This window comes from Salmonella enterica subsp. enterica serovar Typhimurium str. LT2 (genome assembly GCF_000006945.2).
Lineage (GTDB): Bacteria > Pseudomonadota > Gammaproteobacteria > Enterobacterales > Enterobacteriaceae > Salmonella > Salmonella enterica.
Window position 1 is genome coordinate 3,983,633 of the sequence record NC_003197.2, and the last position, 22,210, is coordinate 4,005,842.

23 protein-coding genes and 33 other annotated features are annotated in these 22,210 nt (G+C 53.7%); of the genes, 7 read left to right on the forward strand and 16 right to left on the reverse strand.

Annotated features, from left to right (window positions below):
• Window positions 1-43 precede the first annotated feature (43 nt).
• The 11 genes from STM3783 to STM3793 form a co-directional block, all read right to left on the reverse strand.
• Window positions 44-338, reverse strand: a protein-coding gene (locus STM3783) for a putative periplasmic protein (protein NP_462682.1). Within the gene, window positions 44-331 belong to an annotated coding region; the region does not span the whole gene.
• The gene (locus STM3784) for a putative phosphotransferase system mannitol/fructose-specific IIA domain containing protein (RefSeq protein ID NP_462683.1) occupies window positions 328-808 on the reverse strand. Within the gene, window positions 328-801 belong to an annotated coding region; the region does not span the whole gene. The genes STM3783 and STM3784 overlap by 11 nt, the downstream gene beginning before the upstream one ends.
• Window positions 333-338 (reverse strand) — a ribosome-binding site (putative RBS for STM3783; RegulonDB:STMS1H003752). (Overlaps the previous gene by 6 nt.)
• Window positions 803-808: a ribosome-binding site (putative RBS for STM3784; RegulonDB:STMS1H003753), on the reverse strand. Its footprint lies within the gene STM3784.
• 10 nt (window positions 809-818) lie before the next feature.
• The gene (locus STM3785; protein ID NP_462684.1) for a putative gntR family regulatory protein occupies window positions 819-1,646 on the reverse strand. Within the gene, window positions 819-1,562 belong to an annotated coding region; the region does not span the whole gene.
• Window positions 1,569-1,574, reverse strand: a ribosome-binding site (putative RBS for STM3785; RegulonDB:STMS1H003754). Its footprint overlaps the gene before it by 6 nt.
• Window positions 1,622-1,630 (reverse strand) — a -10 signal (putative -10_signal for STM3785; RegulonDB:STMLTH004611).
• Window positions 1,638-1,646: a -35 signal (putative -35_signal for STM3785; RegulonDB:STMLTH004611), on the reverse strand.
• 268 nt (window positions 1,647-1,914) lie before the next feature.
• Window positions 1,915-2,379 (reverse strand): putative inner membrane protein gene (gene yicN / locus STM3786; RefSeq protein ID NP_462685.1). Within the gene, window positions 1,915-2,367 belong to an annotated coding region; the region does not span the whole gene.
• Window positions 2,374-2,379 (reverse strand) — a ribosome-binding site (putative RBS for yicN; RegulonDB:STMS1H003755). It overlaps the preceding gene by 6 nt.
• A gap of 180 nt (window positions 2,380-2,559) precedes the next feature.
• Window positions 2,560-4,028 (reverse strand): MFS family hexose phosphate transport protein gene (uhpT, locus tag STM3787; RefSeq protein NP_462686.1). Within the gene, window positions 2,560-3,951 belong to an annotated coding region; the region does not span the whole gene.
• Window positions 3,958-3,963 (reverse strand) — a ribosome-binding site (putative RBS for uhpT; RegulonDB:STMS1H003756). (Overlaps the previous gene by 6 nt.)
• Window positions 4,001-4,009 (reverse strand) — a -10 signal (putative -10_signal for uhpT; RegulonDB:STMLTH004612).
• Window positions 4,018-4,038, reverse strand: a protein binding site (putative binding site for UhpA, RegulonDB: STMS1H000395).
• Window positions 4,020-4,028: a -35 signal (putative -35_signal for uhpT; RegulonDB:STMLTH004612), on the reverse strand. It overlaps the preceding feature by 9 nt.
• Before the next feature lie 39 nt (window positions 4,039-4,077).
• Window positions 4,078-4,098: a protein binding site (putative binding site for CRP, RegulonDB: STMS1H000107), on the reverse strand.
• Window positions 4,094-5,433 (reverse strand): regulator of uhpT expression gene (gene uhpC, locus STM3788; protein ID NP_462687.1). Within the gene, window positions 4,094-5,422 belong to an annotated coding region; the region does not span the whole gene. (Overlaps the previous feature by 5 nt.)
• Window positions 5,428-5,433: a ribosome-binding site (putative RBS for uhpC; RegulonDB:STMS1H003757), on the reverse strand. It overlaps the preceding gene by 6 nt.
• The gene (gene uhpB / locus STM3789; protein ID NP_462688.1) for a sensory histidine kinase in two-component regulatory sytem with UhpA occupies window positions 5,432-6,944 on the reverse strand. Within the gene, window positions 5,432-6,934 belong to an annotated coding region; the region does not span the whole gene. The genes uhpC and uhpB overlap by 2 nt, the downstream gene beginning before the upstream one ends.
• Window positions 6,934-7,537 (reverse strand): response regulator (repressor) in two-component regulatory system wtih UhpB gene (gene uhpA / locus STM3790; RefSeq protein NP_462689.1). Within the gene, window positions 6,934-7,524 belong to an annotated coding region; the region does not span the whole gene. Before uhpA ends, uhpB begins: the two co-directional genes overlap by 11 nt.
• Window positions 6,939-6,944 (reverse strand) — a ribosome-binding site (putative RBS for uhpB; RegulonDB:STMS1H003758). (Overlaps the previous gene by 6 nt.)
• Window positions 7,532-7,537: a ribosome-binding site (putative RBS for uhpA; RegulonDB:STMS1H003759), on the reverse strand. (Lies within the gene uhpA.)
• 61 nt (window positions 7,538-7,598) lie before the next feature.
• Window positions 7,599-8,620, reverse strand: a protein-coding gene (locus STM3791; protein ID NP_462690.1) for a putative cytoplasmic protein. Within the gene, window positions 7,599-8,612 belong to an annotated coding region; the region does not span the whole gene.
• Window positions 8,615-8,620 (reverse strand) — a ribosome-binding site (putative RBS for STM3791; RegulonDB:STMS1H003760). Its footprint overlaps the gene before it by 6 nt.
• A 3-nt stretch (window positions 8,621-8,623) precedes the next feature.
• Window positions 8,624-9,951 (reverse strand): putative L-fucose permease gene (locus tag STM3792; protein ID NP_462691.1). Within the gene, window positions 8,624-9,940 belong to an annotated coding region; the region does not span the whole gene.
• Window positions 9,946-9,951, reverse strand: a ribosome-binding site (putative RBS for STM3792; RegulonDB:STMS1H003761). (Overlaps the previous gene by 6 nt.)
• Before the next feature lie 19 nt (window positions 9,952-9,970).
• Window positions 9,971-10,897, reverse strand: a protein-coding gene (locus STM3793; RefSeq protein NP_462692.1) for a putative sugar kinase. Within the gene, window positions 9,971-10,891 belong to an annotated coding region; the region does not span the whole gene.
• Window positions 10,892-10,897: a ribosome-binding site (putative RBS for STM3793; RegulonDB:STMS1H003762), on the reverse strand. (Overlaps the previous gene by 6 nt.)
• 312 nt (window positions 10,898-11,209) lie before the next feature.
• Window positions 11,210-11,215 (forward strand) — a ribosome-binding site (putative RBS for STM3794; RegulonDB:STMS1H003763).
• Between STM3793 and STM3794 the strand changes: the two genes are divergently transcribed.
• Window positions 11,210-12,001 (forward strand): putative deoR family regulatory protein gene (locus STM3794; RefSeq protein ID NP_462693.1). Within the gene, window positions 11,216-12,001 belong to an annotated coding region; the region does not span the whole gene. (Overlaps the previous feature by 6 nt.)
• Window position 12,002: 1 nt before the next feature.
• Here STM3794 and ilvN read toward each other — a convergent pair.
• From ilvN to ivbL, 3 genes are all read right to left on the reverse strand, one after another.
• Window positions 12,003-12,308, reverse strand: a protein-coding gene (ilvN, locus tag STM3795) for an acetolactate synthase I, small subunit (protein NP_462694.1). Within the gene, window positions 12,003-12,293 belong to an annotated coding region; the region does not span the whole gene.
• The gene (ilvB, locus tag STM3796) for an acetolactate synthase I, large subunit (RefSeq protein ID NP_462695.1) occupies window positions 12,297-13,997 on the reverse strand. Within the gene, window positions 12,297-13,985 belong to an annotated coding region; the region does not span the whole gene. The genes ilvN and ilvB overlap by 12 nt, the downstream gene beginning before the upstream one ends.
• Window positions 12,303-12,308, reverse strand: a ribosome-binding site (putative RBS for ilvN; RegulonDB:STMS1H003764). It overlaps the preceding gene by 6 nt.
• Window positions 13,992-13,997: a ribosome-binding site (putative RBS for ilvB; RegulonDB:STMS1H003765), on the reverse strand. Its footprint lies within the gene ilvB.
• Before the next feature lie 94 nt (window positions 13,998-14,091).
• The gene (gene ivbL, locus STM3797) for an ilvB operon leader peptide (protein ID NP_462696.1) occupies window positions 14,092-14,292 on the reverse strand. Within the gene, window positions 14,092-14,190 belong to an annotated coding region; the region does not span the whole gene.
• Window positions 14,195-14,200 (reverse strand) — a ribosome-binding site (putative RBS for ivbL; RegulonDB:STMS1H003766). It overlaps the preceding gene by 6 nt.
• Window positions 14,268-14,276: a -10 signal (putative -10_signal for ivbL; RegulonDB:STMLTH004613), on the reverse strand.
• Window positions 14,278-14,306: a protein binding site (putative binding site for CRP, RegulonDB: STMS1H000038), on the reverse strand.
• Window positions 14,284-14,292 (reverse strand) — a -35 signal (putative -35_signal for ivbL; RegulonDB:STMLTH004613). (Overlaps the previous feature by 9 nt.)
• Window positions 14,307-14,712: 406 nt before the next feature.
• Here ivbL and ysdA point away from each other — a divergent pair.
• The 4 genes from ysdA (at window position 14,713) to emrD (ending at window position 17,253) form a co-directional block, all read left to right on the forward strand.
• A protein-coding gene (gene ysdA / locus STM3797A; protein YP_009325922.1) for a YsdA occupies window positions 14,713-14,827 on the forward strand; the annotation gives its coding sequence in 2 pieces (ribosomal slippage) (window positions 14,713-14,804 and window positions 14,803-14,827; 117 coding nt in all).
• Window positions 14,824-14,913, forward strand: a complete 90-nt coding sequence (ysdB, locus tag STM3796B) for a conserved protein in the LexA regulon (RefSeq protein NP_453107.1) — start codon at window positions 14,824-14,826, stop codon at window positions 14,911-14,913. Before ysdA ends, ysdB begins: the two co-directional genes overlap by 4 nt.
• Window positions 14,914-15,005: 92 nt before the next feature.
• Window positions 15,006-15,866: an integral membrane protein gene (locus STM3796A; protein NP_462698.3), complete on the forward strand. Its 861-nt coding sequence runs from the start codon at window positions 15,006-15,008 to the stop codon at window positions 15,864-15,866.
• Between the two features lie 202 nt (window positions 15,867-16,068).
• On the forward strand, window positions 16,069-17,253 hold the full coding sequence (emrD, locus tag STM3798) for an MFS family multidrug tranport protein (RefSeq protein ID NP_462699.1): 1,185 nt from the start codon (window positions 16,069-16,071) through the stop codon (window positions 17,251-17,253).
• Here emrD and STM3799 read toward each other — a convergent pair.
• The gene (locus STM3799; RefSeq protein NP_462700.1) at window positions 17,180-18,265 is read right to left on the reverse strand and encodes a putative periplasmic protein; all 1,086 of its coding nucleotides are present in this window, start codon (window positions 18,263-18,265) and stop codon (window positions 17,180-17,182) included. The genes emrD and STM3799 overlap by 74 nt on opposite strands.
• Before the next feature lie 63 nt (window positions 18,266-18,328).
• The gene (dsdC, locus tag STM3800; RefSeq protein NP_462701.1) for a LysR family transcriptional activator occupies window positions 18,329-19,261 on the reverse strand. Within the gene, window positions 18,329-19,252 belong to an annotated coding region; the region does not span the whole gene.
• Window positions 19,256-19,261 (reverse strand) — a ribosome-binding site (putative RBS for dsdC; RegulonDB:STMS1H003767). (Overlaps the previous gene by 6 nt.)
• A gap of 68 nt (window positions 19,262-19,329) precedes the next feature.
• Window positions 19,330-19,341 (forward strand) — a protein binding site (putative binding site for CRP, RegulonDB: STMS1H000044).
• 14 nt (window positions 19,342-19,355) lie between these two features.
• Window positions 19,356-19,376, forward strand: a protein binding site (putative binding site for CRP, RegulonDB: STMS1H000090).
• Window positions 19,375-19,383, forward strand: a -35 signal (putative -35_signal for dsdX; RegulonDB:STMLTH004614). It overlaps the preceding feature by 2 nt.
• On the opposite strand from dsdC, the gene dsdX reads away from it, so the two are divergent.
• Both dsdX and dsdA read left to right on the forward strand, forming a co-directional pair.
• The gene (gene dsdX / locus STM3801; RefSeq protein NP_462702.1) for a putative Gnt family transport protein occupies window positions 19,375-20,815 on the forward strand. Within the gene, window positions 19,478-20,815 belong to an annotated coding region; the region does not span the whole gene. It overlaps the preceding feature by 9 nt.
• Window positions 19,402-19,410: a -10 signal (putative -10_signal for dsdX; RegulonDB:STMLTH004614), on the forward strand. (Overlaps the previous gene by 9 nt.)
• Window positions 19,463-19,468: a ribosome-binding site (putative RBS for dsdX; RegulonDB:STMS1H003768), on the forward strand.
• Window positions 20,690-20,698, forward strand: a -35 signal (putative -35_signal for dsdA; RegulonDB:STMLTH004615).
• The gene (gene dsdA, locus STM3802; RefSeq protein NP_462703.1) for a D-serine deaminase occupies window positions 20,690-22,155 on the forward strand. Within the gene, window positions 20,833-22,155 belong to an annotated coding region; the region does not span the whole gene. Before dsdX ends, dsdA begins: the two co-directional genes overlap by 126 nt.
• Window positions 20,717-20,725 (forward strand) — a -10 signal (putative -10_signal for dsdA; RegulonDB:STMLTH004615). (Overlaps the previous gene by 9 nt.)
• Window positions 20,823-20,828, forward strand: a ribosome-binding site (putative RBS for dsdA; RegulonDB:STMS1H003769).
• Window positions 22,156-22,210: the final 55 nt, after the last annotated feature.

A 22,210-nucleotide genomic window follows, 5' to 3' on the forward strand; every position in this document is an offset into this window, starting at 1 on the left:
CGCGTTAGCGCCTGGATAATTTATCTGTTTTTTATTTATGAAATCAGGCTTGGCCTTTAAGGATTGAAACTATTTTTTCAAGAACTTTATCTTCACCTACTCCGGTAATGATTGGCAGGCCACTAACAACCGGAATATCCAGTTCATAAGGAACTTTCGTTGTTGATACAACCAAAGCTGCACCATCGGTATTGTTTGGCAATGAGGCTACATTAGTTTGTGAATAATTAACATCAAGCCCATTATCTTTACAATATTCCATTACTTTTTCTGCCACAGCCGTGGAAGTAGCAACACCCGTTGCGCAAACAAATAGTATCATTTTACTCATACTTCACCTCTTTCAGATATGCGTGTGTAAATTGACTGATAAATTTCATCATCATTCATGACCAGTAACTGCTGCATAAAATCCTCATCCTGGATCACATCCATAATCCAACCCAGTACGTTGAGCTGCTTATTGCTTTCACCTAAAGCAAGCATAAACACCACCCTGACAGGTACGGGATCTGGTTCCCCGCCCATATCTTCGAAATTGACGGGTTCTGCCAGTATTCCAACACTAATGGCGTTTTGGCGAACATACTTGTGATCAGTATGTGGAATAGCGACGCCTACAGGCTCAACCGGTAGACCCGTTGGAAAATTCTGTTCTCGCGTAATGACGTGATCGGCAAAATCAGATACAACCATACCATCGTTAATTAACGGACTGGCAAGAGCCTTGATTATGTCATTCTGACTCACCTCTTTAGGGAGGTGTCGAACATAATGACGGCGAAAATGAATATCCTGCATAGATTCCTCTTTGCTAGTCAGGCATCCAGGCGCTGTAAAATAGTGCCAAGATAATATTTATTACCTTTTAACCAGACGTTACCAAAATCAATGGCCAATCCTCTAGAGAAAAATACCAACTGTTCCAAATGCAAAACAGGTGCGTCTTCACCAATATCAAGATAATGGCCTCGCTCATTACCAATTAATTTGGCTGCGTAACGGCTTTCAGAAAAACTTATTTTCTTATCAGATAATCTTTCTATTGCTGAAAATAAATTCTCCCTGGTAAAATCTACATCAATAATACCGGGGCAGAGATCAATGTTGATACGATTTTCAATCAACATGACTTTTTCATCGCCAATACAACGAAGGCGTTTAAGAAATAAAACATCTTGTCCCGGTTTGATACTCAGTTTCTCTGCTACAAAGCGGTTAGCGGGTTCCAGTCGGGAGGTTATGACACTGGTTGTGAAGTTTATCTTCTGGCTGGCTAAGGCTTCAGCAAAGGAGAGCAAACCTTCACCCAGTGGGTAAGCAACATTTTCCTTCTTTACGAAAGTTCCTTTACCCTGCACTTGCACAAGAACACCTTCCCGGACAAGTTGGTCAACCGCTTTTTTAACGGTACCGCGACTCACCTCCAGCATATCCATGATTTGAAACTCTGAAGGTATCCGGTCATCCTCAACTAATTCTCCGCTATAAATACTTTCCCTTATCCACTCCACAACCTGTTGATACAGTGGGATGTGTGAACTTTTACTCAATGTTTTCATGGTGCGCGCCTAAACATTTAGAGTTGTCTATAGACAATCATGTACAACTTCGAGTTTATGATAAGAAATTTTGAGACAGGAGGTATGGCAAGGAGTCACAGTTTTAGTGTTCAAAACAAGATCACATTTCCGTGATATATGTCACGGAAATGATGAGCTATAAGTCTCTGACGTTTTGGCGTCGTTAGCGGTTATTCGGTGCGTTACTTCTGTGGTTCACCCTTAGCAAATACGATGGCGGCTACGCTTTATTTAGTTAACGATGAATCGCGCCACCCGGCCGTTAATCGTGGCTCGCCGCCCTTGCCAGCCTCATTCATCTCGTCTTTTGTTAACGAGATAGTGAAGAGTATCAATGCAGCCAGTGGACACCCTCTTCCGGCTGAAAAAAGGCGTTATAGCGCAGTTGAAACGCGTTGATCTCCTGCATATCGGGTTCCATTTCGCGCAAAAAGCCCAGCGCCAGCCGTACCTGTGTATCGGTGATCGGCGCGGCTAAACGCGCTTTTTGCAGCAACCGATGCCACCGCTGCAAATTCTGATCGCCGCCATCGACAATCACCATTTGCCAGATCAGTAACACCTGAGCGGCATTTTGCAAATGCGACTCATCAGGGCGATGCAGATACTGTAAAAATTCACCGCCCGCCGTTTTACCCATCTGATCAATCATCGATTCTATCGGCACTACATCAATATTCAGACGTTCGCTCAGGCGGCGAATCGCCCGGCGGGTATCCGATGTCAGCACCCGAAACCCCACAATAAACACCACCACAAACGTGGCCAGAATCAACCAAATCATGCGCACATCCGTCACCAAACAGGATGCCCATCATAACGGTAAATTTATAACTGTCGACGTTCTGGCCTGTCAGGATGTGATTTATTAACGCTTGTCTTCATTTACGCCAGACGCCGGATGTCCTGTCTGACGAACGCAAGGCATAAAAAAGCCCGGCGTTAAGCCGGGCAAAACGTTACCAAATGCACACATTTAAGCGATATTGACTTGCTGAATTTTTTTCTCACGGCGGATTTTGCGCTCTTCCATCACGGCGACCATCGCCATCAGGCAGATACAGCCGATCGCGGCGGCGTCCAGCGCGGCGAACGTGCCCGCCCAGCCGGTCAGACCAAAAACGGGGGTGCCGTCGGCAATCATGCCCAGACCCAGCTTGGCAAAGCTATCGCCGATAAGATAAGCGAAGGTGCCCTTGATACCGTCCGCAGCGCCGATGGCTTTTTTCGGTACGAAACCGACAGCCGCCACGCCAATTAATAGCTGCGGCCCAAACACCAGGAAACCGAGCGCGAACAGCGAGGCCAGATAGACATACTGGTTGCTGGCGTGCTGGTAGACGCCGAGGGTGGCGATGATTAACGCCAGCGCCACACAGGCTACCAGCGCACGACGACCGTTCGCCAGGTCAGAGAGCCAGCCCCACAGCAACGTGCCGACCAGCGCGCCCACTTCAAACAAGGTAAAGCCCTGAATCGCCACCTCTTTAGAAAGTTTCAGCTCCTGGAAGGCGTAGACGGTTGACCACTGGTCGATACCAATACGTACCACATACAGGAAGATATTGGAGAAACACAGCAGCCAGATCACTTTGTTTTTCAACACATATTCAACAAAGATCTGCCACTTGGTCATTTCGTTTTCTTCAGTCTCTTTATCCTCTTCGCTGATCTCTTCGCCGAACAGTTCTTCAGCTTTACCCAGACCGTAAGATTCCGGGGAGTCGCTGCCGAAACGCAGACCGATAAAGCCAACAATCAGCGCGATAATCGACGGGAAGATAAACATGCCGATGACGTGACCGTCGAACAGGTAGTTGGCGCCGAACAGCGCCACACCTGCCGCGCCCGCGCCGCCGAGGTTGTGGGAGATATTCCAGAAGCCGAGAAAGGTGCCGCGTTTACGACGCGGAGTCCATTTGGTGATGGTCGAGTAGCTGCACGATCCGCCGGTACTCTGGAAGAAACCGCTCAGGGCATAGAAAGCGATCATCAGAAACAGACTGGTTGACCCCGCGCCCATGCTGGCGCTGAAGCCGAGCATACAGATAGCGGAGAGGATCAACATAAACGGTAGAAACTGCTTGGTATTTTTACCGTCAGCGTAGTAGGAAACCAGCGTTTTCCCCACGCCATAGGTGATCGAGAAGCCCAGGCCAATCATCCCCAGCTCGGTCATGCTCAACCCGTAGGTAGAGATCATGTCGTTCTGCGCGATGTTAAAGTTTTTGCGGATCAGGTACATGGTCAGGTAGCCGATAAAAACCACCAGATAGGACTGCATGAACGGCTTGAACCACATTTTACGCCGCACATCGAGCGGCAGATCCAGGGTCGGCTTGCGCACCTGGTTTAAGAAGGCCAGCATGGATTACTCCTGAGCTAATTTTTATACCTGCGAATGGCAGGCATTGTAAAAATCCACAGGAAAAGTGGCCTGCGACAGCGTCCAGGCAAAACCGGGAAAATTTCTTAGTTTTGCCCCATTCAGCGCAAAAAGGTGAGGTGTATCACGCTTCGTGGGTCTCGCGTGGGGCCTGAGCGTTCAGAAATGGCAACAGCAATAGCGCGGAGATCCCCGCCGCGATGGCGATGACCGCAAAAAAACCGGTCCAGTGCCAGATCTCCAGCACTTTCGCTAACGGCCAGCCGGAAAGCGACGCGCCGAGATAGGCGAACAGGCCGACAAAGCCGGTGGCCGCGCCCGCCGCCTCTTTATGCGAGCACTCCGCCGCCGCCATGCCAATGAGCATCTGCGGGCCGAAGACAAAGAAACCGGTGGTGAAGAAACAGGCCGCCTGCATCACGTAGCTGGCGAACGGCATCAGCCACAGCGAACCCACAGAGAGCAAAATCCCGGCGGCGAAGATTAAATTCATCGGTCCGCGGTTGCCGTTGAAGAGTTTGTCCGAGCCCCAGCCCGCCACCAGCGCACCGATAAATCCACCCAGCTCAAACATCGATACTGCCGTGTTGGCCGTGACCAAATCTACGCCCAGCGTCTCGGACATATACAGGTTGCCCCAGTCGTTGATCGCCGCGCGCACCACGTACACTAAGACATAACACAACGAAAGCAGCCAGATATAGGGATTCAACAGCACATATTTAGCGAGGATTTCTTTGCGACTTAGCCCCGCGCCCTCTTGCTGTTGGGCGACCTCCAGCGCATCGTGCCGCCAGTCGCCTACCGGCGGTAAACCAATCGCCTGCGGACGGTCGCGCAGCCGCCAGCAGAGGACCATGCCCACCCCGATGGCAAGCAACCCGGCCACCATCATTCCGACGCGCCAGCCATAATGCAGGGCGACAGCGGCCATAACGAGAGGGATCAGCGCCCCGCCGACATTGTGCGCGGTATTCCATAACGCCCACCAGCCGCCGCGCTCGGTACGCGAGTACCAGGCAGTCAGCAAACGGGCGCAAACCGGCGATCCAAACCCCTGGAAAAAGGCGTTCAGCGCCCATAGCAGAGCAAAGGCCCACAGCGAGGTCGAGAAGCCGAACAGAATATTCACTACGCCAGTCGCAATCAGCCCGATGCCCATAAAATAGCGAGCGTTAGAGCGATCGCTAACGATGCCGGAGACAAATTTCGACACCCCGTAGGTGATGTAAAACAGCGTCGCCAGCAGGCCGATATCGCTGCGGGTCAGAATGCCGCTGGCAAGGATTTCCGGCGCGGCGGCGTTAAAGCTTTTACGGGTGAAATAGAACAGCGCGTAACCCAACCAAATGGTGATCAGGATATGCCGCCGCCAGTAGCGATAGCGGGCGTCAACCTCGTGCTTATCGGTGATGAGCGGCGCGTTGGCCGGGGCTTTTAAAAACGAAAGCATTATCCTTCCTTAAACGTAACGCTGGGGCAACGAGACGCTCACCCGCGTACCGTGGGTACAAGAGATGGTTAGCGTCCCGCCGAGCGCCGACACGCGTTCGCGCATTCCGGTCAGGCCGAAGCCCTGCTGGTGAGAGCCCGGCGGCAGGCCGCTGCCGTCATCCTCAATCACCAGCATCAGCCGCTCATCCTGCTGCCAGCCCTGGAGCGTCACCGCGCTGGCATTGGCATGTTTTACGATGTTATTCAGCCCTTCCTGACAGACGCGAAACAGCGTCACGCGCTGACTTTCACTCAGCGCCGTTTCGTCAATTCGCCAGTCGAGGTGACTGACAATACCGCGGCTTTCCAGCTCCATTTCGCGCAGCAGCGAACGGATGGCCTGCGCCAGCGTTAAGTCGTCTAACTGGCGCGGGCGCAAGCGCCCCAGCAGGCGACGCACCGCGTCATACACGCCCAGCGAAAGCTGCTCGATAAGTTGCCCGCTCTGCTTCACGCCGCCGTTATCCGCCGCCAGTCGTTGCACAATGCCCGCCTGGGTACGAATCGCGGTGATGGTCTGCCCGATGTCATCGTGCAGCTCACGCGCAACATCGCGCCGCACGCTCTCTTCGGTCTCCAGAAGACGCTCCGCCAGCCGATGGTTGCGCGCCAGCTCCTTTTGCAACGACTGGTTCAGCTCGCGCAGACGCTGAATGCCCGCGCCAAGCAGTAGCCCGGTCAGGCTTTGCGCCAACAGCGAAAGTAATAAATCGACGGGATGATCGTGCCAGGTCTGGCTGGCGATCAGCGCGATAGCGTTCATCAGTGTGGCAATGAGCGCGCCCTGCCAGCCATAATGCCAGGCGAGCGCGATAATCGGCAACGCCAGGCAGAACGGCGTAAAGCGCGAAAGTTCAGCAGGTAAACCCAGTTGCAGCCACAGACTGACGATAAACAGCAGCAGATACCAGATCAGATGCCGCCCGCGCCAGTTTACCGGCTGCGATACCAGCGATGGTCCCAGCGGCAGCCAGGTAGTGCTGGTGAGATAGTGCCAGAAAACCAGGCAGATGGGGGCCAGCGTCAGACCACCCGTGAGGGTCAGCAGTAGCGCGTTCCATGCCTCTTCCCCCTGCCCCAGCCAGGGCAGGGATTGCAGTAGCGCCGCGGCGGTGAGGGCCGCGCCCTGAAGCAATAACGTGCGCCAGTCGCGCTGATGGCGGTAACGCGAAGTCAGCGCCACGGGCAGTAGCGTCAACACACTACCGATCATCAAAAGCGGCAGATGGGCCAACGCAACTTCCTGCGCCAACCAGTACACCAGCAGCCACTCCGCGCCCAGCAATACTGGCCAGTATCCGCGCGGGCATTGCAGCATAAGTCCCAGGCGCAGGCCGAAGGGAAAGAGTAGCGCCGCCAGCTCCGGGCGCTCTACCAGATGCAGGCTGATACTCCACAGGCAGAACCACGCGGCGGAGAAGATAAAAAAGCAGGCAACAACGGTGATTAAACGGGAAAAAAAGGTGTTCATTACCAACCGTCAAACATGCGATGCGCCAGTTCAACGTCATTGCTGACGCCTAATTTTTCCAGCAGATTCGCGCGATGGACATGCACCGTTTTTGGCGACAGCCCCAGCTCGGCGGCAATCTCTTTTACCGCCATACCCTGGGCGAGTTTTTCCGCCACCTGACGCTCGCGTTTGGTCAGCGGATCTTGCCGACCCGCCGCCAGTTTCACGGCAATATCGGGGGTCAAATAGCAGCCGCCCGTCGCCACCGTATGCACCGCGGCGATCAGTTCATCCGGACTACAGCGTTTAGAGAGAAAACCGCGCGCGCCGGCGTTCAACGCCTGTTCCACCAGCGCCGGGCTATCGTGAACCGAGAGCACGATCGTCGCCATCCCTTTTGGCAGTTGGCTTAGCAGCTCCAGTCCGGAAATATCCGGCATTGAGATATCGCAGATACATACCTGTACGCCGCGCCCCGGTAAGCCTGCCAACGCTTCGCGCCCGGAACCAAATTCGGCGACCACCTGCAAATCAGGTTCCAGCCCCAGTAGCTGTGCAAAGCCGGAGCGGACGATAAGGTGGTCGTCGATAAGGGCAACGGTGATCATGGGTTCTGTCCTGATGGATAAAAAAAACGCGCTTACCTTAACGATAAGCGCGCGGCTGTTCAAGCCTTGAGCGGTCAGACAATGCCTGTCGTGACGGTGAACGTCCGGGTTTGCTGCGGTTCCAGTTGAAGCAAGGTTCCATTTCGCTGCGCCGCGAGAAAACCTTCAGGCCGACAGGTCGCGGGCAGGGCAAAGGCGGCAACCTGCTGATCGCCGTTATAAAGAATCCAGCGGGTCATGTAATTTAGCTCCGCGCTGGCGAAACGTGTCACGAACGTGGTGCCATCCGGGGCGATCATACTGAATTCCGGGGTATCCGTGTACTTGTCCAGTTCATCGGCGAAGAACACGATTTCCGGGTCGTAAAAGTCAGGCTCGTTGAGCGTTGCCAGCGAGGCTTCACCCTGCAAAAGTCGTTGATTAAACGCCAGCCACTGCGCCGTGGGTTTGACATGCGCCGGCACCGACTCGCGTAGCTTCAGCGCGGTATCCGGGATATTCTGACGGAACGTGGCGTTCGGCACATAGGCATAGTTCATGTGGCACATGTACTGTAGCGGCATGGCGACTGAAGCCAGGTTAGTCACTGTCATCTGAATATCAAACAGCGCGCTTGTTTTACGCATTACCACCGCAGGTTGCGCCTGATAATGATGACCGAACCCCATCACATACTCGTAGCGCCCGGTCACGCGCAGACTGTCGCCCTCTAACTCCAGCCAGGCGTCGTCCATGGCAGCGCAGGGCATCTCGCCGTGCAGCGGATGTGTATCTTCTGGTGACGGGCAGCCATTCGCCAATAGTCCGGAATGGAAAGCAAAGCAACCATACGTTGCCACCACTTCCGCAGCCGGCTTCGGCTGGCGGAACATGTTGCGCATAGTCAGATCATGACCGTCAAACTGCGCGTCCCAAATCATCTGCCCCATCCAGGGCAGAATCACCAGATGACCGCGGCTGTTTTGTATTTTCAGTCCTTCCACGCCGCTGGCGTAACGAAACGCCGTAACCGTAAAATCATCATTTTCCAGCAAGATACGCGGCTGCTCGCTAAAAAGCTCCCGCCATAATGTAATACGTGTTGTCATGGTTGATCTCCTCAGGACGCGGCGACTTCAGCCAGGTTGCCGCGCACTTTGCTTTCGCGCCAGAAGTAAACGCCAACGTAAACAAAGCACAGCATGGAAACCAGGAATGAGAGCTGTAGCGAGTGGAACATGTCCGCCACGTAGCCCTGAATCGCGGGAACCACCGCCGCGCCGACAATCGCCATCACGATCACCGCCCCCGCCATTTCGGTATGCTCGTTATCGACGGTATCGAGCGTTCCGGCATAAATGGTCGCCCAGCAGGGGCCAAACAGAACACTGACCAGCACCGCCACGTATACCGCGCTAAAGCTGGGCGCCAGCGCCACATAGGCCAGGAACAGCGCGCCGATCACAGAGTAAAGGATCAGGACTTTTTCCGGGTTAAAGCGTGTCATCAGAATGTTGGCGATAAACTTGCCGATAAAAAAGCAGGCGAAGCTGTAGACCATAAAGGTTGAGGCATCGCGCTCATTGATATCGCCTAACTCCAGCGCCAGACGGATAGTGAACGACCAGACCGCCACCTGCATTCCCACATACAGGAACTGCGCCACAATACCGCGACGGAAACGGGCGTTGCTGGCGAGATAGCGTAACGTATCCAGCGCCGAGGGGCGTTTATGACTCGCGGTTTGCGCGACTTTACAGGTCGGGAAACGCGTCAGCAGGAACAGTACCATCACCACTACCAGAACCATAATCATGTACTTATAGGGTTCCAGAGTGTTTTCCAGCATCAGCACCTTGAAGTTGTGGACCTGCTCGGCATTCATGCCCGCCATCTGTTTTTCCAGGCTTTCCCCTTCGGAAAAGACCAGATATTTACCCAATAAAATGCCTGCCGCCGCGCCGATCGGATAAAAGGTCTGGCTGATATTCAGCCGCAGCGTGGCGTAGGCTTTCGGCCCGATCATCGAACTGTAGGTATTCGCCGCCGTTTCCAGGAAACTCAGGCCAATCGCAATGGCGAAAATCGCCGCGAGGAACATGGTGTAGGTCGCCATGTGCGACGCCGGGAAAAAGAGCGTACAGCCGACAATGTATAGCGTCAGGCCGATAAGTATCGCCACTTTATAACTGGTTTTTTTAATGACCAGCGAGGCCGGAATAGCAATTAAAAAATAACCGCCATAAAAGGCGCTTTGTACTAATGCCGAAGCAAAGTTGCTCAGCGAAAATACACTTTTAAATTGCGTAATCAGAATATCATTTAACGCGGCTGCGCATCCCCATAATGGGAATAAACAGGATAACAAAATAAACTGGAACAGAGGTGTCTTATTCAGATACCCGTCGGGCATCTGAACGATGTTTTTATCGTTCATAGTGCTACCTTTAACAGTGCAGGGTGATTGTTATTCGTTCAACGAAAGATACTCATTAAATTGCTCAATACTTGGATAAGAGGATTGGGTGCCTTTCCCGGTGACGCTGAAAGCGGCAAAGAGAACGGCTTTTTTCATGGCGGCTTCCACATCCCCGCTCTGGACGTAGTAATGCGCGAAACAGCCGATAAAGGCATCGCCCGCGCCGCTGGTATCGACAGCGTTCACTCGAAACGCCGGAACATGGACTTCCTGGTCACGCGTCATCCACAGCGCGCCTTTCTCACCCATGGTGACAATAATATTGTTCAGCCCTTTATCTACCAGCGAACGTGCCGCTGCGCGAATATGGTCATAGGTATCCACTGGCATACCGGTTAATATTTCCAGCTCGGTTTCATTGGGTACAAAGAAATCGCATTTACAGGCATAAGACATATCTAATTCCCGTAATGCTGGCGCAGGGTTTAATAACACTTCAATCCCGTGTTTCTTGCCAAATTCTATTGCGTGATAAACCGTTTCAAGCTGAACTTCCAGTTGCAGAACAATAAGCTGGCATTTTTTTAAATCTTCCGCCGCGCGATCGATATCTTCCGGCGAGAGAAACTTGTTAGCGCCTTTGATGATCAGAATGCTGTTGCTGGAGTTGGCGTTGACGAAAATCGGCGCTACGCCGCTGCTGGTACACGGTACTTTTTCTACATACGTCGTATTGATCCCCCAGGATTCGAGATTACGAATGGTGTTGTCGGCAAAAATATCGTCGCCCACTTTGGTCAACATCAATACTTTTGAATTGAGCTTAGCGGCCGCCACGGCCTGGTTCGCCCCTTTTCCGCCGCAGCCGATTTTAAACGCCGGCGCTTCCAGAGTTTCCCCTTCTTTGGGCATCTGGTTGGTGTAGGTGATAAGGTCCACCATGTTAGAGCCAATAACCGCGATATCCATTTTACTCCCTCTCAGAAATCGTCACACGACAATGATATTAAAATAACATTATCATGTTACTTCCGTATCATTTGTGACTATGATCGCGATTAGAGGATCATTTTGCCATTTACTTCGTGAACAATCCCTGGCGGAACATACGCGCACCAAATCATTTTTATTGTTACAATTTACTGAAAATTAACTATTTATTGTTATAAAACGCGAATAAACCCACTTTTATTTCCTGACAGCCGGACGTATAGTAGTGCCACACTGTAATGTTCTCAGAAACACATAAATGTTACTGATGGAACATAACAACATGATTTGCGGAGAGGGTGAATGGAGACCAAGCAAAAAGAACGTATCCGACGCTTGATGGAGTTACTGAAAAAGACCGATCGAATCCATCTGAAAGACGCCGCGCGGATGCTGGAAGTTTCGGTGATGACCATTCGCCGCGATCTCAGCCAGGATGATGACCCTTTACCGCTGACGCTGCTCGGCGGCTATATCGTCATGGTAAATAAGCCTGCGTCTTCAACCAATATGCCGCTGCCGGCGAAAAAGACGCATCATCGGGACGACCTTCCCGTTGCGATCCTGGCCGCCGGCCTGGTGCGTGAAAACGATCTGGTTTTTTTTGATAACGGTCCGGAAATGCCATTAGTTATCAGCATGATACCGGATGATATTACCTTTACCGGGATTTGCTACTCGCATCGGGTATTTATCGCGCTGAATGAAAAGCCTAATGCCACGGCGATTCTGTGCGGCGGCACCTATCGGGCCAAGAGCGATGCCTTTTATGATGCCAATAATCCTTCGGCGCTGGATTCGCTCAATCCGCGCAAAGTGTTTATTTCCGCCAGCGGCGTACATGAACATTTTGGCGTGAGCTGGTTTAACCCGGATGATCTTGCCGCCAAACGTAAAGCGATGGAACGCGGTCTGCGCAAAATTTTGCTGGCGCGTCACGCCCTGTTTGATGAGGTCGCGCCTGCCAGCATTGGTCCGCTTTCTGCCTTTGATGTCCTGATTAGCGATCGCCCATTACCGACAGATTATGCCGTTCACTGTCGGAATGGTTCCGTCAAAGTCATCACGCCTGATTCGGAAAGTGAATAACTTACTCAAAAAAGACGGCAATTTTATTGAACATGGTGGGATCGGACTGGTTTCGTACCACCTTCGCCACGTCTTCCAGTTTATCGATCTGACTGATCATCTGTTCAAGTCGCTGATCGTCATTGACCAGAAGCCAGATGCGGCTCTGATCGCTACCCTGAATCGGTAAACAGAGAATACCCTCAACGTTGAAAGCGCGTCGGGCGAACAGCCCGCAGACGTGGGTCATCACGCCAGGATGGTTGCGAACGGTCAGCTCCAGAATAACGTTATCATGTGATTGTTTCTGCATGGCTTATTCCCCCACCATCTCTGTATTTGCCGCGCCCGGCGGCACCATCGGATACACTTTTTCTTCTGCATCAATGCGCACATGGATCAACGCCGGTCCAGGACGACGAATGATAGCCTGCAACGCCGCCTGCGGATCGGCTTCGTTATTCAAATCACAGGTGTCCAGACCAAACCCGGCGGCAATCTGCATAAAGTTGATGCTTCCCGGATAGGTCGCCGCAAAAACGCCCTGTTTATAGAACAGACTCTGTTGCTGATGTACCAGTCCCAGCGCGTCGTTATTCATCAGGATGATTTTCACATCCAACTGGTTTTCACTGGCGGTAGCCATCTCCTGAATATTCATCATCAAACTACCGTCGCCGGAAAAACACAGCACCTTGTTGCCCGGATTCGCCAGCGCCGCGCCAATCGCCGCGGGCAGACCAAACCCCATGGTGCCCAGCCCGCCGGAAGTCAGCCACTGACGCGGACGGTTGAGCGGATAAGCCTGCGCGGTCCACATCTGATGCTGACCTACGTCAGTGGTAATAATCGCGTTGTCGTCCACACAGGCGGCGACCGCGTTAATCAGCCCATAGTGACTAAGCGGGTTATTTTCCTGGGGAATACTGCAAGGGAATTCTTGCTGCAAGTCCGCCACCAACTGATGCCATGCTTCCCGCGGCTGTGCCTCGATATGGGGAATTAACTGTGCCAGTACATCATCGACATCCGCCTGAATAGCCACATGCGGCTGCTTAATTTTGCCTAACTCGGCGCGATCGATATCCACATGGATGATTTTGGCGTTCGGACAAAACTGCTCCGTTTTGCCAATCGCCCGGTCATCAAAACGCGCGCCCAGAACAATCAGTAAATCGGCCTCTTGCAGAATAAAATTGGTACTGCGCGCGCCGTGCATCCCCAGCATTCCTAACGACAGCGGATGCGCCTTAGGCAGCATTCCCAGCGCCATTAAGGTCATTGTCGTCGGCAGTTGCGCTTTTTCCGCCAGTTCGCGCACGCGTGTCGGCGCATTGATCACGCCGCCGCCCAGATACAGCACCGGACGCTTCGCCGCGTTAATCATTGCGGCGGCCTCGCGGATACTCTCCGCGCTAAACTCCGGCGGGGGTGATTTTTCCGCCGGCGACGGCAACGCATCCAGCTCAATTGTCGCCGTCTGCACATCTTTAGGAACGTCTATCCACACCGGGCCGGGACGCCCCGACTGCGCCAGACGAAAAGCATCGCTCATCACCTGAGGCAACTCATTGATATTTCTGACCAGATAGTTGTGCTTGGTGATGGGGATAGAGATACCGTAGGTATCCACTTCCTGAAACGCGTCAGTACCGATCATGGACGCCGGAACCTGCCCGGTAATACAGATTAACGGAATAGAATCCAGGCGCGCATCGGCAATGGCCGTGACCAGATTGGTCGCGCCCGGCCCGCTACAGGCCATACAAACAGCAGGTTTACCCTCCGTCCGCGCCATCCCCTGCGCAATAAACCCCGCGCCTTGTTCGTGGCGCGCCAGAATATGACGGATTTGCGTACTTTGGCTTAACGCGTCGTAAACGGGGAGGATCGAACCGCCGGGAATGCCGGTGACGATACGAATCCCCTGGCGCTCCAGAAAATGAACAATAAATTCCGCGCCCGTAAAGCGCTGAGGTGTAGATGTTGTGCCCGAACTTGCCATGCTCCATTCCTTTTATTCTGAGCCGACGTTCCGGGAAGGTGTCTTAAACAAAAAACCCCGCCCGGTTTGCGCCGGCGGGGTTTTGGAATCGTGTGTGTTCCGGACCCTACGGCGCATTGCCGACGACCACCACCACACGCACGACGACCACTGCGCGAGATGGCGCAGTTGTTAGTAGGGTCGCGTTCAGCATGGAAGGGTTCATTAGGGGCCTTGTCTGTTTGTTATTAACACGTTTTATACAAGCACAGCGCTTTCAGCATGACAACGGAAAAATTTTCATCTGCACAAAAATGCGTCAGCGATCACATTTTTCTACGAATTTACACGCTTTGAGTATAGGCGTGATAAGCGTAGCGCCCTCCGGTAATCGCCGGGATTGATGATCACGCATTTCACAATGCCGGAAAACAAAAAACCTCGCCGAAGCGAGGTTCTTACAGCGTAATGCGGGTGGTAGCCGCGAAGCACACTGTGTTATGTCAACAGCAGAAGTATACGCGTTCTGTGCAGAACGCGCAATTTCGGCGCGAATTTTGATGAATTTGAGTATGGATCAGAAGCTCCGTTCTGTCTATAAATTACTGTTCATTTATACAGTACTTAACTATAATGTCTTTGACACAATGTGTTATGCGGGGGCCGCATCGTAAACCGGCGCAACGAAGTCCTGGCTGAAACGGGTGGTGCCGTCAGCGCCTTAACCCCCTCGTGAGCACACTGTGTTATGTCAACACGCACACTATTCCTCGCAAAAGGGATCGCGTGCGCAACAGCTGGCAACAGGCAGCGGAAAGGTACGTCGGCTGGCAGTGCTCCTTAACCACAGGAGACGCGTATGAGCGTAGTGGATATCACCATTCTTATCCTGAAACTCATTGTTGCAGCACTGCAACTGCTTGATGCTGTTCTGAAATACCTTAAGTAATTCAGATTCAAGCCGCACCGAAGGGGAGCGGGCAACCGCTCCCCTTTCACCTTATCCGCTGGTCTTTCGCTTCCCGGGTATGTTACGTTTTTATGACACCCTCAACGACGCCTGACGCTATGACCCTTTCCGTTTTCTGCATTTTGCTGTTCGCCGCGCTGTTACATGCCAGCTGGAACGCCATTGTCAAAGCGGGAAACGATAAGCTCTACGCCGCGATCGGCGTCAGCGGTTCCGCGGCGGTCATGGCATTGATCCTTTTGCCCTTCTCGCCGCAGCCAGCCCACGCCAGTATCCCTTTTTTAGCGGCCTCTACCGCGCTCCAGGTGGTGTATACCGTCCTGGTGGCGAAAACCTATCAGGTCTCGGACATGAGCCAGACCTATCCTCTTATGCGCGGCACCGCGCCGCTGCTGGTGGCGCTCATTAGCGTTCTGTTTCTTGGCGACAGCCTGTCGTCGCTGGCCTGGGTCGGCATCGCAGTGATCTGCATGGCGATACTTGGGATGGCCTGTAATGGCCGCGCCAGCTCTCAACGTGGTGTCGTGCTGGCATTAACTAACGCCTGTTTTATTGCCGGATATACGCTGGTGGACGGGACCGGCGTAAGACTCTCCGAAACGGCGCTGGGCTATACGCTATGGTCATTTTTTCTCAACGGCGCCTGCCTGTTAACCTGGGCGATGATTGCGCGGCGGCGGGAAGCGTCGCGTTATCTGGCGCAACAGTGGAAAAAAGGCATTTTTGGCGGGATTGGCACTATGGGATCTTATGGGCTGGCGCTATGGGCCATGACCCAGGCGCCGCTGGCGGTGGTCGCCGCGCTGCGTGAGACGTCGATTTTATTCGGCGCGCTGATAGCCTGGCTGTTGCTTAAAGAGAAAGTGGCCGGGCTACGTCTGGTGGCGGCTGGCGGGATTGCCCTCGGGGCGATTTTACTCCGTCTGTCATGATCGCCCAATGACAGCCGCAGACGTAACACATTCTCGGCAACATTTGTTGCCGCTTTTGTTTACATATCCTGCCGTTCCTTCGTCTGCCATTGCTGGTTGCTGTCTGGCCTTCTTTTTCTGGTGTGATAGATTCCTCTCGCATTTATGGGAATGCGCAGCAAGTTATTCTTATTTTTTCTTTTTTTGAAAAGTAATCAGCGAAATGAAAAGGCAGAGAAACGTCAATTTGTTGTTGATGTTGGTGTTACTGGTGGCCGTAGGGCAGATGGCGCAAACCATTTATATTCCCGCCATCGCCGATATGGCACAAGCGCTAAACGTCCGGGAAGGCGCCGTCCAGAGCGTAATGGCTGCTTACCTCCTGACCTACGGCGTCTCGCAACTGTTTTACGGCCCGCTTTCCGACCGGGTTGGGCGCCGCCCCGTAATCCTCGTCGGCATGTCTATTTTTATGGTAGCGACCCTGTTCGCCATGACCACGCATAGTTTGACGGTGTTGATTGCCGCCAGCGCCATGCAAGGGATGGGAACCGGCGTTGGCGGAGTAATGGCGAGAACGCTCCCGCGCGATCTGTATGAAGGAACGCAACTTCGTCACGCCAATAGCCTGTTAAATATGGGGATTCTGGTCAGCCCGCTGTTAGCGCCGCTGATTGGCAGCCTGCTGGATACCCTGTGGAACTGGCGCGCGTGTTACGCTTTCCTGCTGGTGCTTTGCGCTGGCGTCACCTTCAGCATGGCGCGCTGGATGCCGGAAACCCGCCCCGCCGGCGCGCCGCGCACACGGCTGATCGCCAGCTATAAAACGCTGTTTGGTAACGGCGCATTTAACTGTTACCTGCTGATGCTAATCGGCGGGCTGGCTGGCATTGCGGTCTTTGAAGCCTGTTCCGGCGTGCTGATGGGGGCAGTATTAGGTCTCAGCAGTATGGTGGTAAGCATTCTGTTTATTCTGCCGATTCCGGCGGCGTTCTTCGGCGCCTGGTTTGCCGGACGCCCGAATAAACGCTTCTCAACCCTGATGTGGCAGTCAGTTATTTGCTGTCTGCTGGCAGGCCTTATGATGTGGATTCCCGGCTGGTTTGGCGTGATGAACGTCTGGACGCTACTCATCCCCGCTGCGCTGTTTTTCTTCGGCGCCGGGATGTTATTTCCACTGGCCACCAGCGGCGCGATGGAGCCGTTTCCGTTCCTCGCAGGCACCGCTGGCGCGCTGGTCGGCGGGCTGCAAAATATTGGTTCCGGCGTACTGGCGTGGCTTTCGGCAATGCTGCCGCAAACCGGTCAGGGCAGTCTGGGATTGCTGATGACCCTTATGGGATTGCTGATCCTGGCGTGCTGGCTGCCGCTGGCGTCACGGATATCGCATCAGGGGCAGACGGTTTAACGTTTCCCTCGCCCGGCGTTTTGCCGGGCGTTTCACATTCCGGCGCGATCATCGCATTGAGCAGGGACTCCTGCGCCGGACGCCACGCTCCTTCTTCGCCGTCATAAAACTGAGTGTCCGCGTTTATCGCATACGGAATATGCGCTTTTTTCAGCTCGCAGGCCATAAAACGGGCAAACGCGAACTGTGAAGCGACCGGCGTCATTTTTATCGACTCTCCCGGCGCCCATCCGCCCACCCAGCTTGCATGGCCGGTCTTATGCTGCCAGCGAACCGCAGCGTTGATCCGTGCCCGAATCGCCGCTTTTTCCGCCGCCGTGCCTGACGTCCACGGATATTTACCGCCGCTTTTCAGGGGTCCCCACGGGAAGATGTGCCACTCCGCCAGTACATAGTTCTGGCTTTGCGCCGGCAGTTTAAGCGCCGACAAATCCTCCGGCGCGGCGCGCATGCGGGGGGCAACGAAAATCATCCGCTGTGGGTCAATGGCGTGAATCAGGCGGATGGTTTTGTCATATACGCGATTCAGCGACGCCATATTATGATTAAGTTTGTCGGCAGGCTCATAAATGAGATCGAACCCCAGAAGCGGGGATGTCTGACCAAAATAGCGCGCGACCACGCTCCACCAGTTGATCAGCTCCTTTTCATGGCTGGCGCTGGGATCGGTTTTATACGCATCCGCCTGATAGGCAATAATGGGTATGACGCCATAGTATTCGCAGGCCTCTACCAGCTTACGCAAATGGATGAGGCGCGCTTCCGTCGGCGCGCCTGCCACACGAATACGGACATGCGTTAACCCTTTTGCCTTAAAATCCCGCACGACCAGCGGATCAAACTCGCGGATACCCCGTTCCGTTCGCGCCCAGTCAACATCCATCCCAACGCCAAGCTGCTGCGCATAGCGCGCCGCCGTCAAAGGCATCGGTTTCGCATAGACGACCGCGCTGGTCAGCATGAGAGAGGCAATAAGCGGTTTAAACACGACGCCCCCTAAAATTTTTACCACGGTGATAGCACGTATTTAGCATATTCACTCCCGGCAGGTGTAGCGACAAAGCGTAATAAATCTTCACACCTGTTCCTGCAACCAGCGAATAAATGCCTCGATTTTCGGCCACTGCCTGCCAGGCAGAGTGGTGACATAATAATGCTGATGACATTTCAGCCTCATGTCACCAAAAGGCGCAATCAGTTCACCGCTGTCGAGACGCTTTTGCACCAGCCGTTTACGCCCCATCGCCACGCCAATGTGGTTCATCGCGGCAATCACCGCTAAATCAGAACGATCGAAGCCAATGCCGGATGAATCCGGCAAATTTACTGCAAAATGCTGCGCCCAACTGTGCCACTCATCGGTGCCCGAATCGTTACTCCACGCCTGTCTGTCGTGTAAGAGCGTACAGTGCCGTAGGTTATTCAGGTTATCCTGCAAGGCGAAACGACGGGCATAATCCGGGCTGCAAACGGGCAAAATCGCCTCATCCATTAAAAAATGGTGCGTGAGCTGCGCCGACGGCGCATCGTCAAAATAGATAGCCAGGTCAATGCCGGCACGCTGTAGGTTAACGTTATCGTTGCCGGTCAGCATAGTGAGAGAAATTGACGGATAGCGACGGGTAAAGTCCCCCAGCGCAGGCACCAGCCAGCACTGGGCGATAGAGGGACGTGAATACACGGTCAGCGTGCCGGACAGTTCCTGATTTTTGATATCGAGGATTTCCTGATTCAACGTATCCAGCGACGATTTCAGCGCCCAGAATACCCGTTTGCCTTCATGGGTAAGCTCCACTTTACGGTGAGAGCGGACAAATAGCTGGATTCCCAACTCGGCTTCCAGTTGATTGATACGATGGCTTACCGCACTGGGGCTTAACGACAGCTCATCTGCCGCCAGAGCAAAGGACTGGTGTCTGGCCGCGACTTCAAAAGTATAGAGTTTGGATAACTGCCAGCCGTTGAGTAAGCGGTTTCGGGTATCGCGAAGGGGTTCCATGGCAACCTCAGTCATCTTTTAATTTCCCGAAGTGTAAAAAAACGCGCTGAAAAAATCCGCACATAGATGAAGTAAAATGAACCATATCGCAAAATAAAGGCAATATTAGATGGAAATCACATAGTTGATTCAATTTACATCATGTGAATGGCAAATTATATCGTTTGTCAGGGTGTGCTGTTTTTCTGTCCAATAAGAACAGATTAATCACAGGGTAGGTGAGATATGCACGCTCAAATCTGGGTAGTGAGCACGCTGCTGATCAGCATCGTGTTAATCGTATTGACCATCGTGAAGTTTAAATTCCACCCCTTCCTGGCGTTACTGCTCGCCAGTTTCTTTGTCGGCGCGATGATGGGCATGGGGCCGCTGGAGATGGTCACGGCGATAGAAAACGGAATAGGCGGTACGCTCGGTTTTCTGGCCGCCGTTATCGGTCTTGGCACCATCCTCGGCAAAATGATGGAGGTTTCCGGCGCGGCGGAACGCATCGGGCTTACGCTCCAGCGCTGCCGCTGGCTCTCTGCTGACGTGATCATGGTACTGGTGGGGCTGATTTGCGGTATCACGTTGTTCGTGGAAGTGGGCGTCGTGTTGCTCATCCCACTGGCGTTTTCTATCGCTAAAAAGACCCATACCTCGCTGCTGAAGCTGGCCATTCCGCTGTGTACCGCGCTGATGGCCGTCCATTGCGTGGTACCGCCGCATCCGGCTGCGCTGTTTGTCGCAAATAAACTGGGGGCGGATATCGGCTCGGTGATTGTCTACGGTCTACTGGTCGGGCTGATGGCATCATTGGTCGGCGGTCCGCTGTTCTTAAAGTTTCTGGGTAATCGTCTGCCGTTCAAGCCCGTACCGACAGAGTTTGCGGATCTTGAAGTGCGCGCCGAAAACACCCTGCCGTCGCTGGGCGCAACGCTGTTTACCGTTCTGCTGCCGATTGGCCTGATGCTGGTGAAAACCGTCGCTGAACTGAATATGGCGAAAGACGGCACGTTGTATACGCTGCTGGAGTTTATCGGTAATCCGATCACCGCAATGTTTATCGCTGTCTTTGTGGCGTATTACATACTCGGTCTGCGCCAGCATATGGGTATGGGCACACTACTTACCCACACCGAAAACGGCTTTGGCGCCATTGCGAACATCCTGCTGATTATCGGCGCGGGCGGCGCGTTCAACGCCATTCTCAAAAGTAGCGGGCTGGCGGACACGCTGGCGGTGATCCTCTCAAATATGCATATGCACCCGATTCTGCTGGCATGGCTGGTAGCGCTGATTCTGCACGCGGCGGTCGGATCTGCGACGGTGGCGATGATGGGCGCCACCGCGATTGTTGCGCCCATGCTGCCGCTCTATCCTGACGTCAGCCCGGAGATCATTGCGATTGCCATTGGTTCCGGCGCCATTGGCTGCACGATCGTGACCGATTCCCTGTTCTGGCTGGTCAAGCAGTATTGCGGCGCTACGCTGAATGAAACGTTTAAATACTATACGACGGCCACGTTTATCGCATCTGTCGTTGCACTGGCTGGCACATTCCTGCTTTCCTTTATCATCTGATCGTAAAGAGACGTACTATGGAAAACATACAAAAGCTCATCGCCCGGTATCCTTTGGTCGAGGATCTGGTCGCCCTCAAAGAAACCACCTGGTTTAACCCGGGCGCCACCTCTCTTGCACAAGGTCTACCGTATGTCGGCCTGACGGAGCAGGACGTAAACGCCGCCCATGACCGTCTGGCGCGCTTTGCGCCGTATCTGGCGAAAGCGTTTCCGCAAACCGCCGCCGCTGGCGGCATGATCGAATCTGACGTGGTCGCTATTCCGGCCATGCAAAAACGGCTGGAAAAAGAGTATGGGCAAACGATCAACGGTGAAATGCTGTTAAAAAAAGACAGTCACCTGGCAATCTCTGGTTCCATTAAAGCGCGCGGCGGCATCTACGAGGTGCTAACGCACGCGGAAAAACTGGCGCTGGAGGCGGGTCTGTTAACCACCGACGATGACTATAGCGTGTTGCTTTCGCCGGAATTTAAACAATTCTTCAGCCAGTACAGTATCGCCGTCGGTTCAACCGGCAATCTGGGGCTATCGATCGGTATCATGAGCGCCTGCATCGGTTTTAAAGTGACGGTACATATGTCTGCCGACGCCCGCGCCTGGAAAAAAGCGAAGCTGCGTAGCCACGGCGTGACGGTCGTAGAATACGAAGATGATTACGGCGTGGCGGTTGAGCAGGGCCGTAAAGCAGCGCAATCCGATCCAAACTGTTTCTTTATCGACGACGAAAACTCTCGCACGCTATTTCTGGGCTATGCGGTAGCGGGCCAGCGCCTGAAAGCGCAATTCGCGCAACAGGGACGCGTCGTTGACGCCAGTCACCCACTGTTTGTTTATCTGCCGTGCGGCGTTGGCGGCGGCCCTGGCGGCGTCGCCTTTGGCCTGAAACTGGCGTTTGGCGACAACGTCCACTGTTTCTTTGCCGAACCGACCCATTCCCCCTGCATGTTACTCGGCGTTTATACCGGTCTGCACGATGCCATCTCAGTTCAAGATATCGGTATTGATAACCTGACGGCGGCTGACGGCCTGGCGGTAGGTCGCGCTTCGGGTTTTGTTGGTCGGGCAATGGAGCGTCTGCTTGACGGCCTCTATACCTTAGACGATCAAACAATGTATGACATGCTGGGCTGGCTGGCGCAGGAGGAAGGAATTCGACTGGAGCCATCAGCTCTGGCGGGGATGGCCGGGCCACAGCGCATTTGCGCCTCCGTCGCGTATCAGCAAAGGCATGGATTCAGTCAGACGCAGCTCGGCAACGCGACGCATCTGGTATGGGCAACCGGGGGCGGCATGGTGCCGGAAGATGAAATGGAACAATACCTGGCAAAAGGACGCTAATACTCACTCAGTGCCGGAAAGACGGCAGCGCCATCCGGCACGCCATCGCCTGATG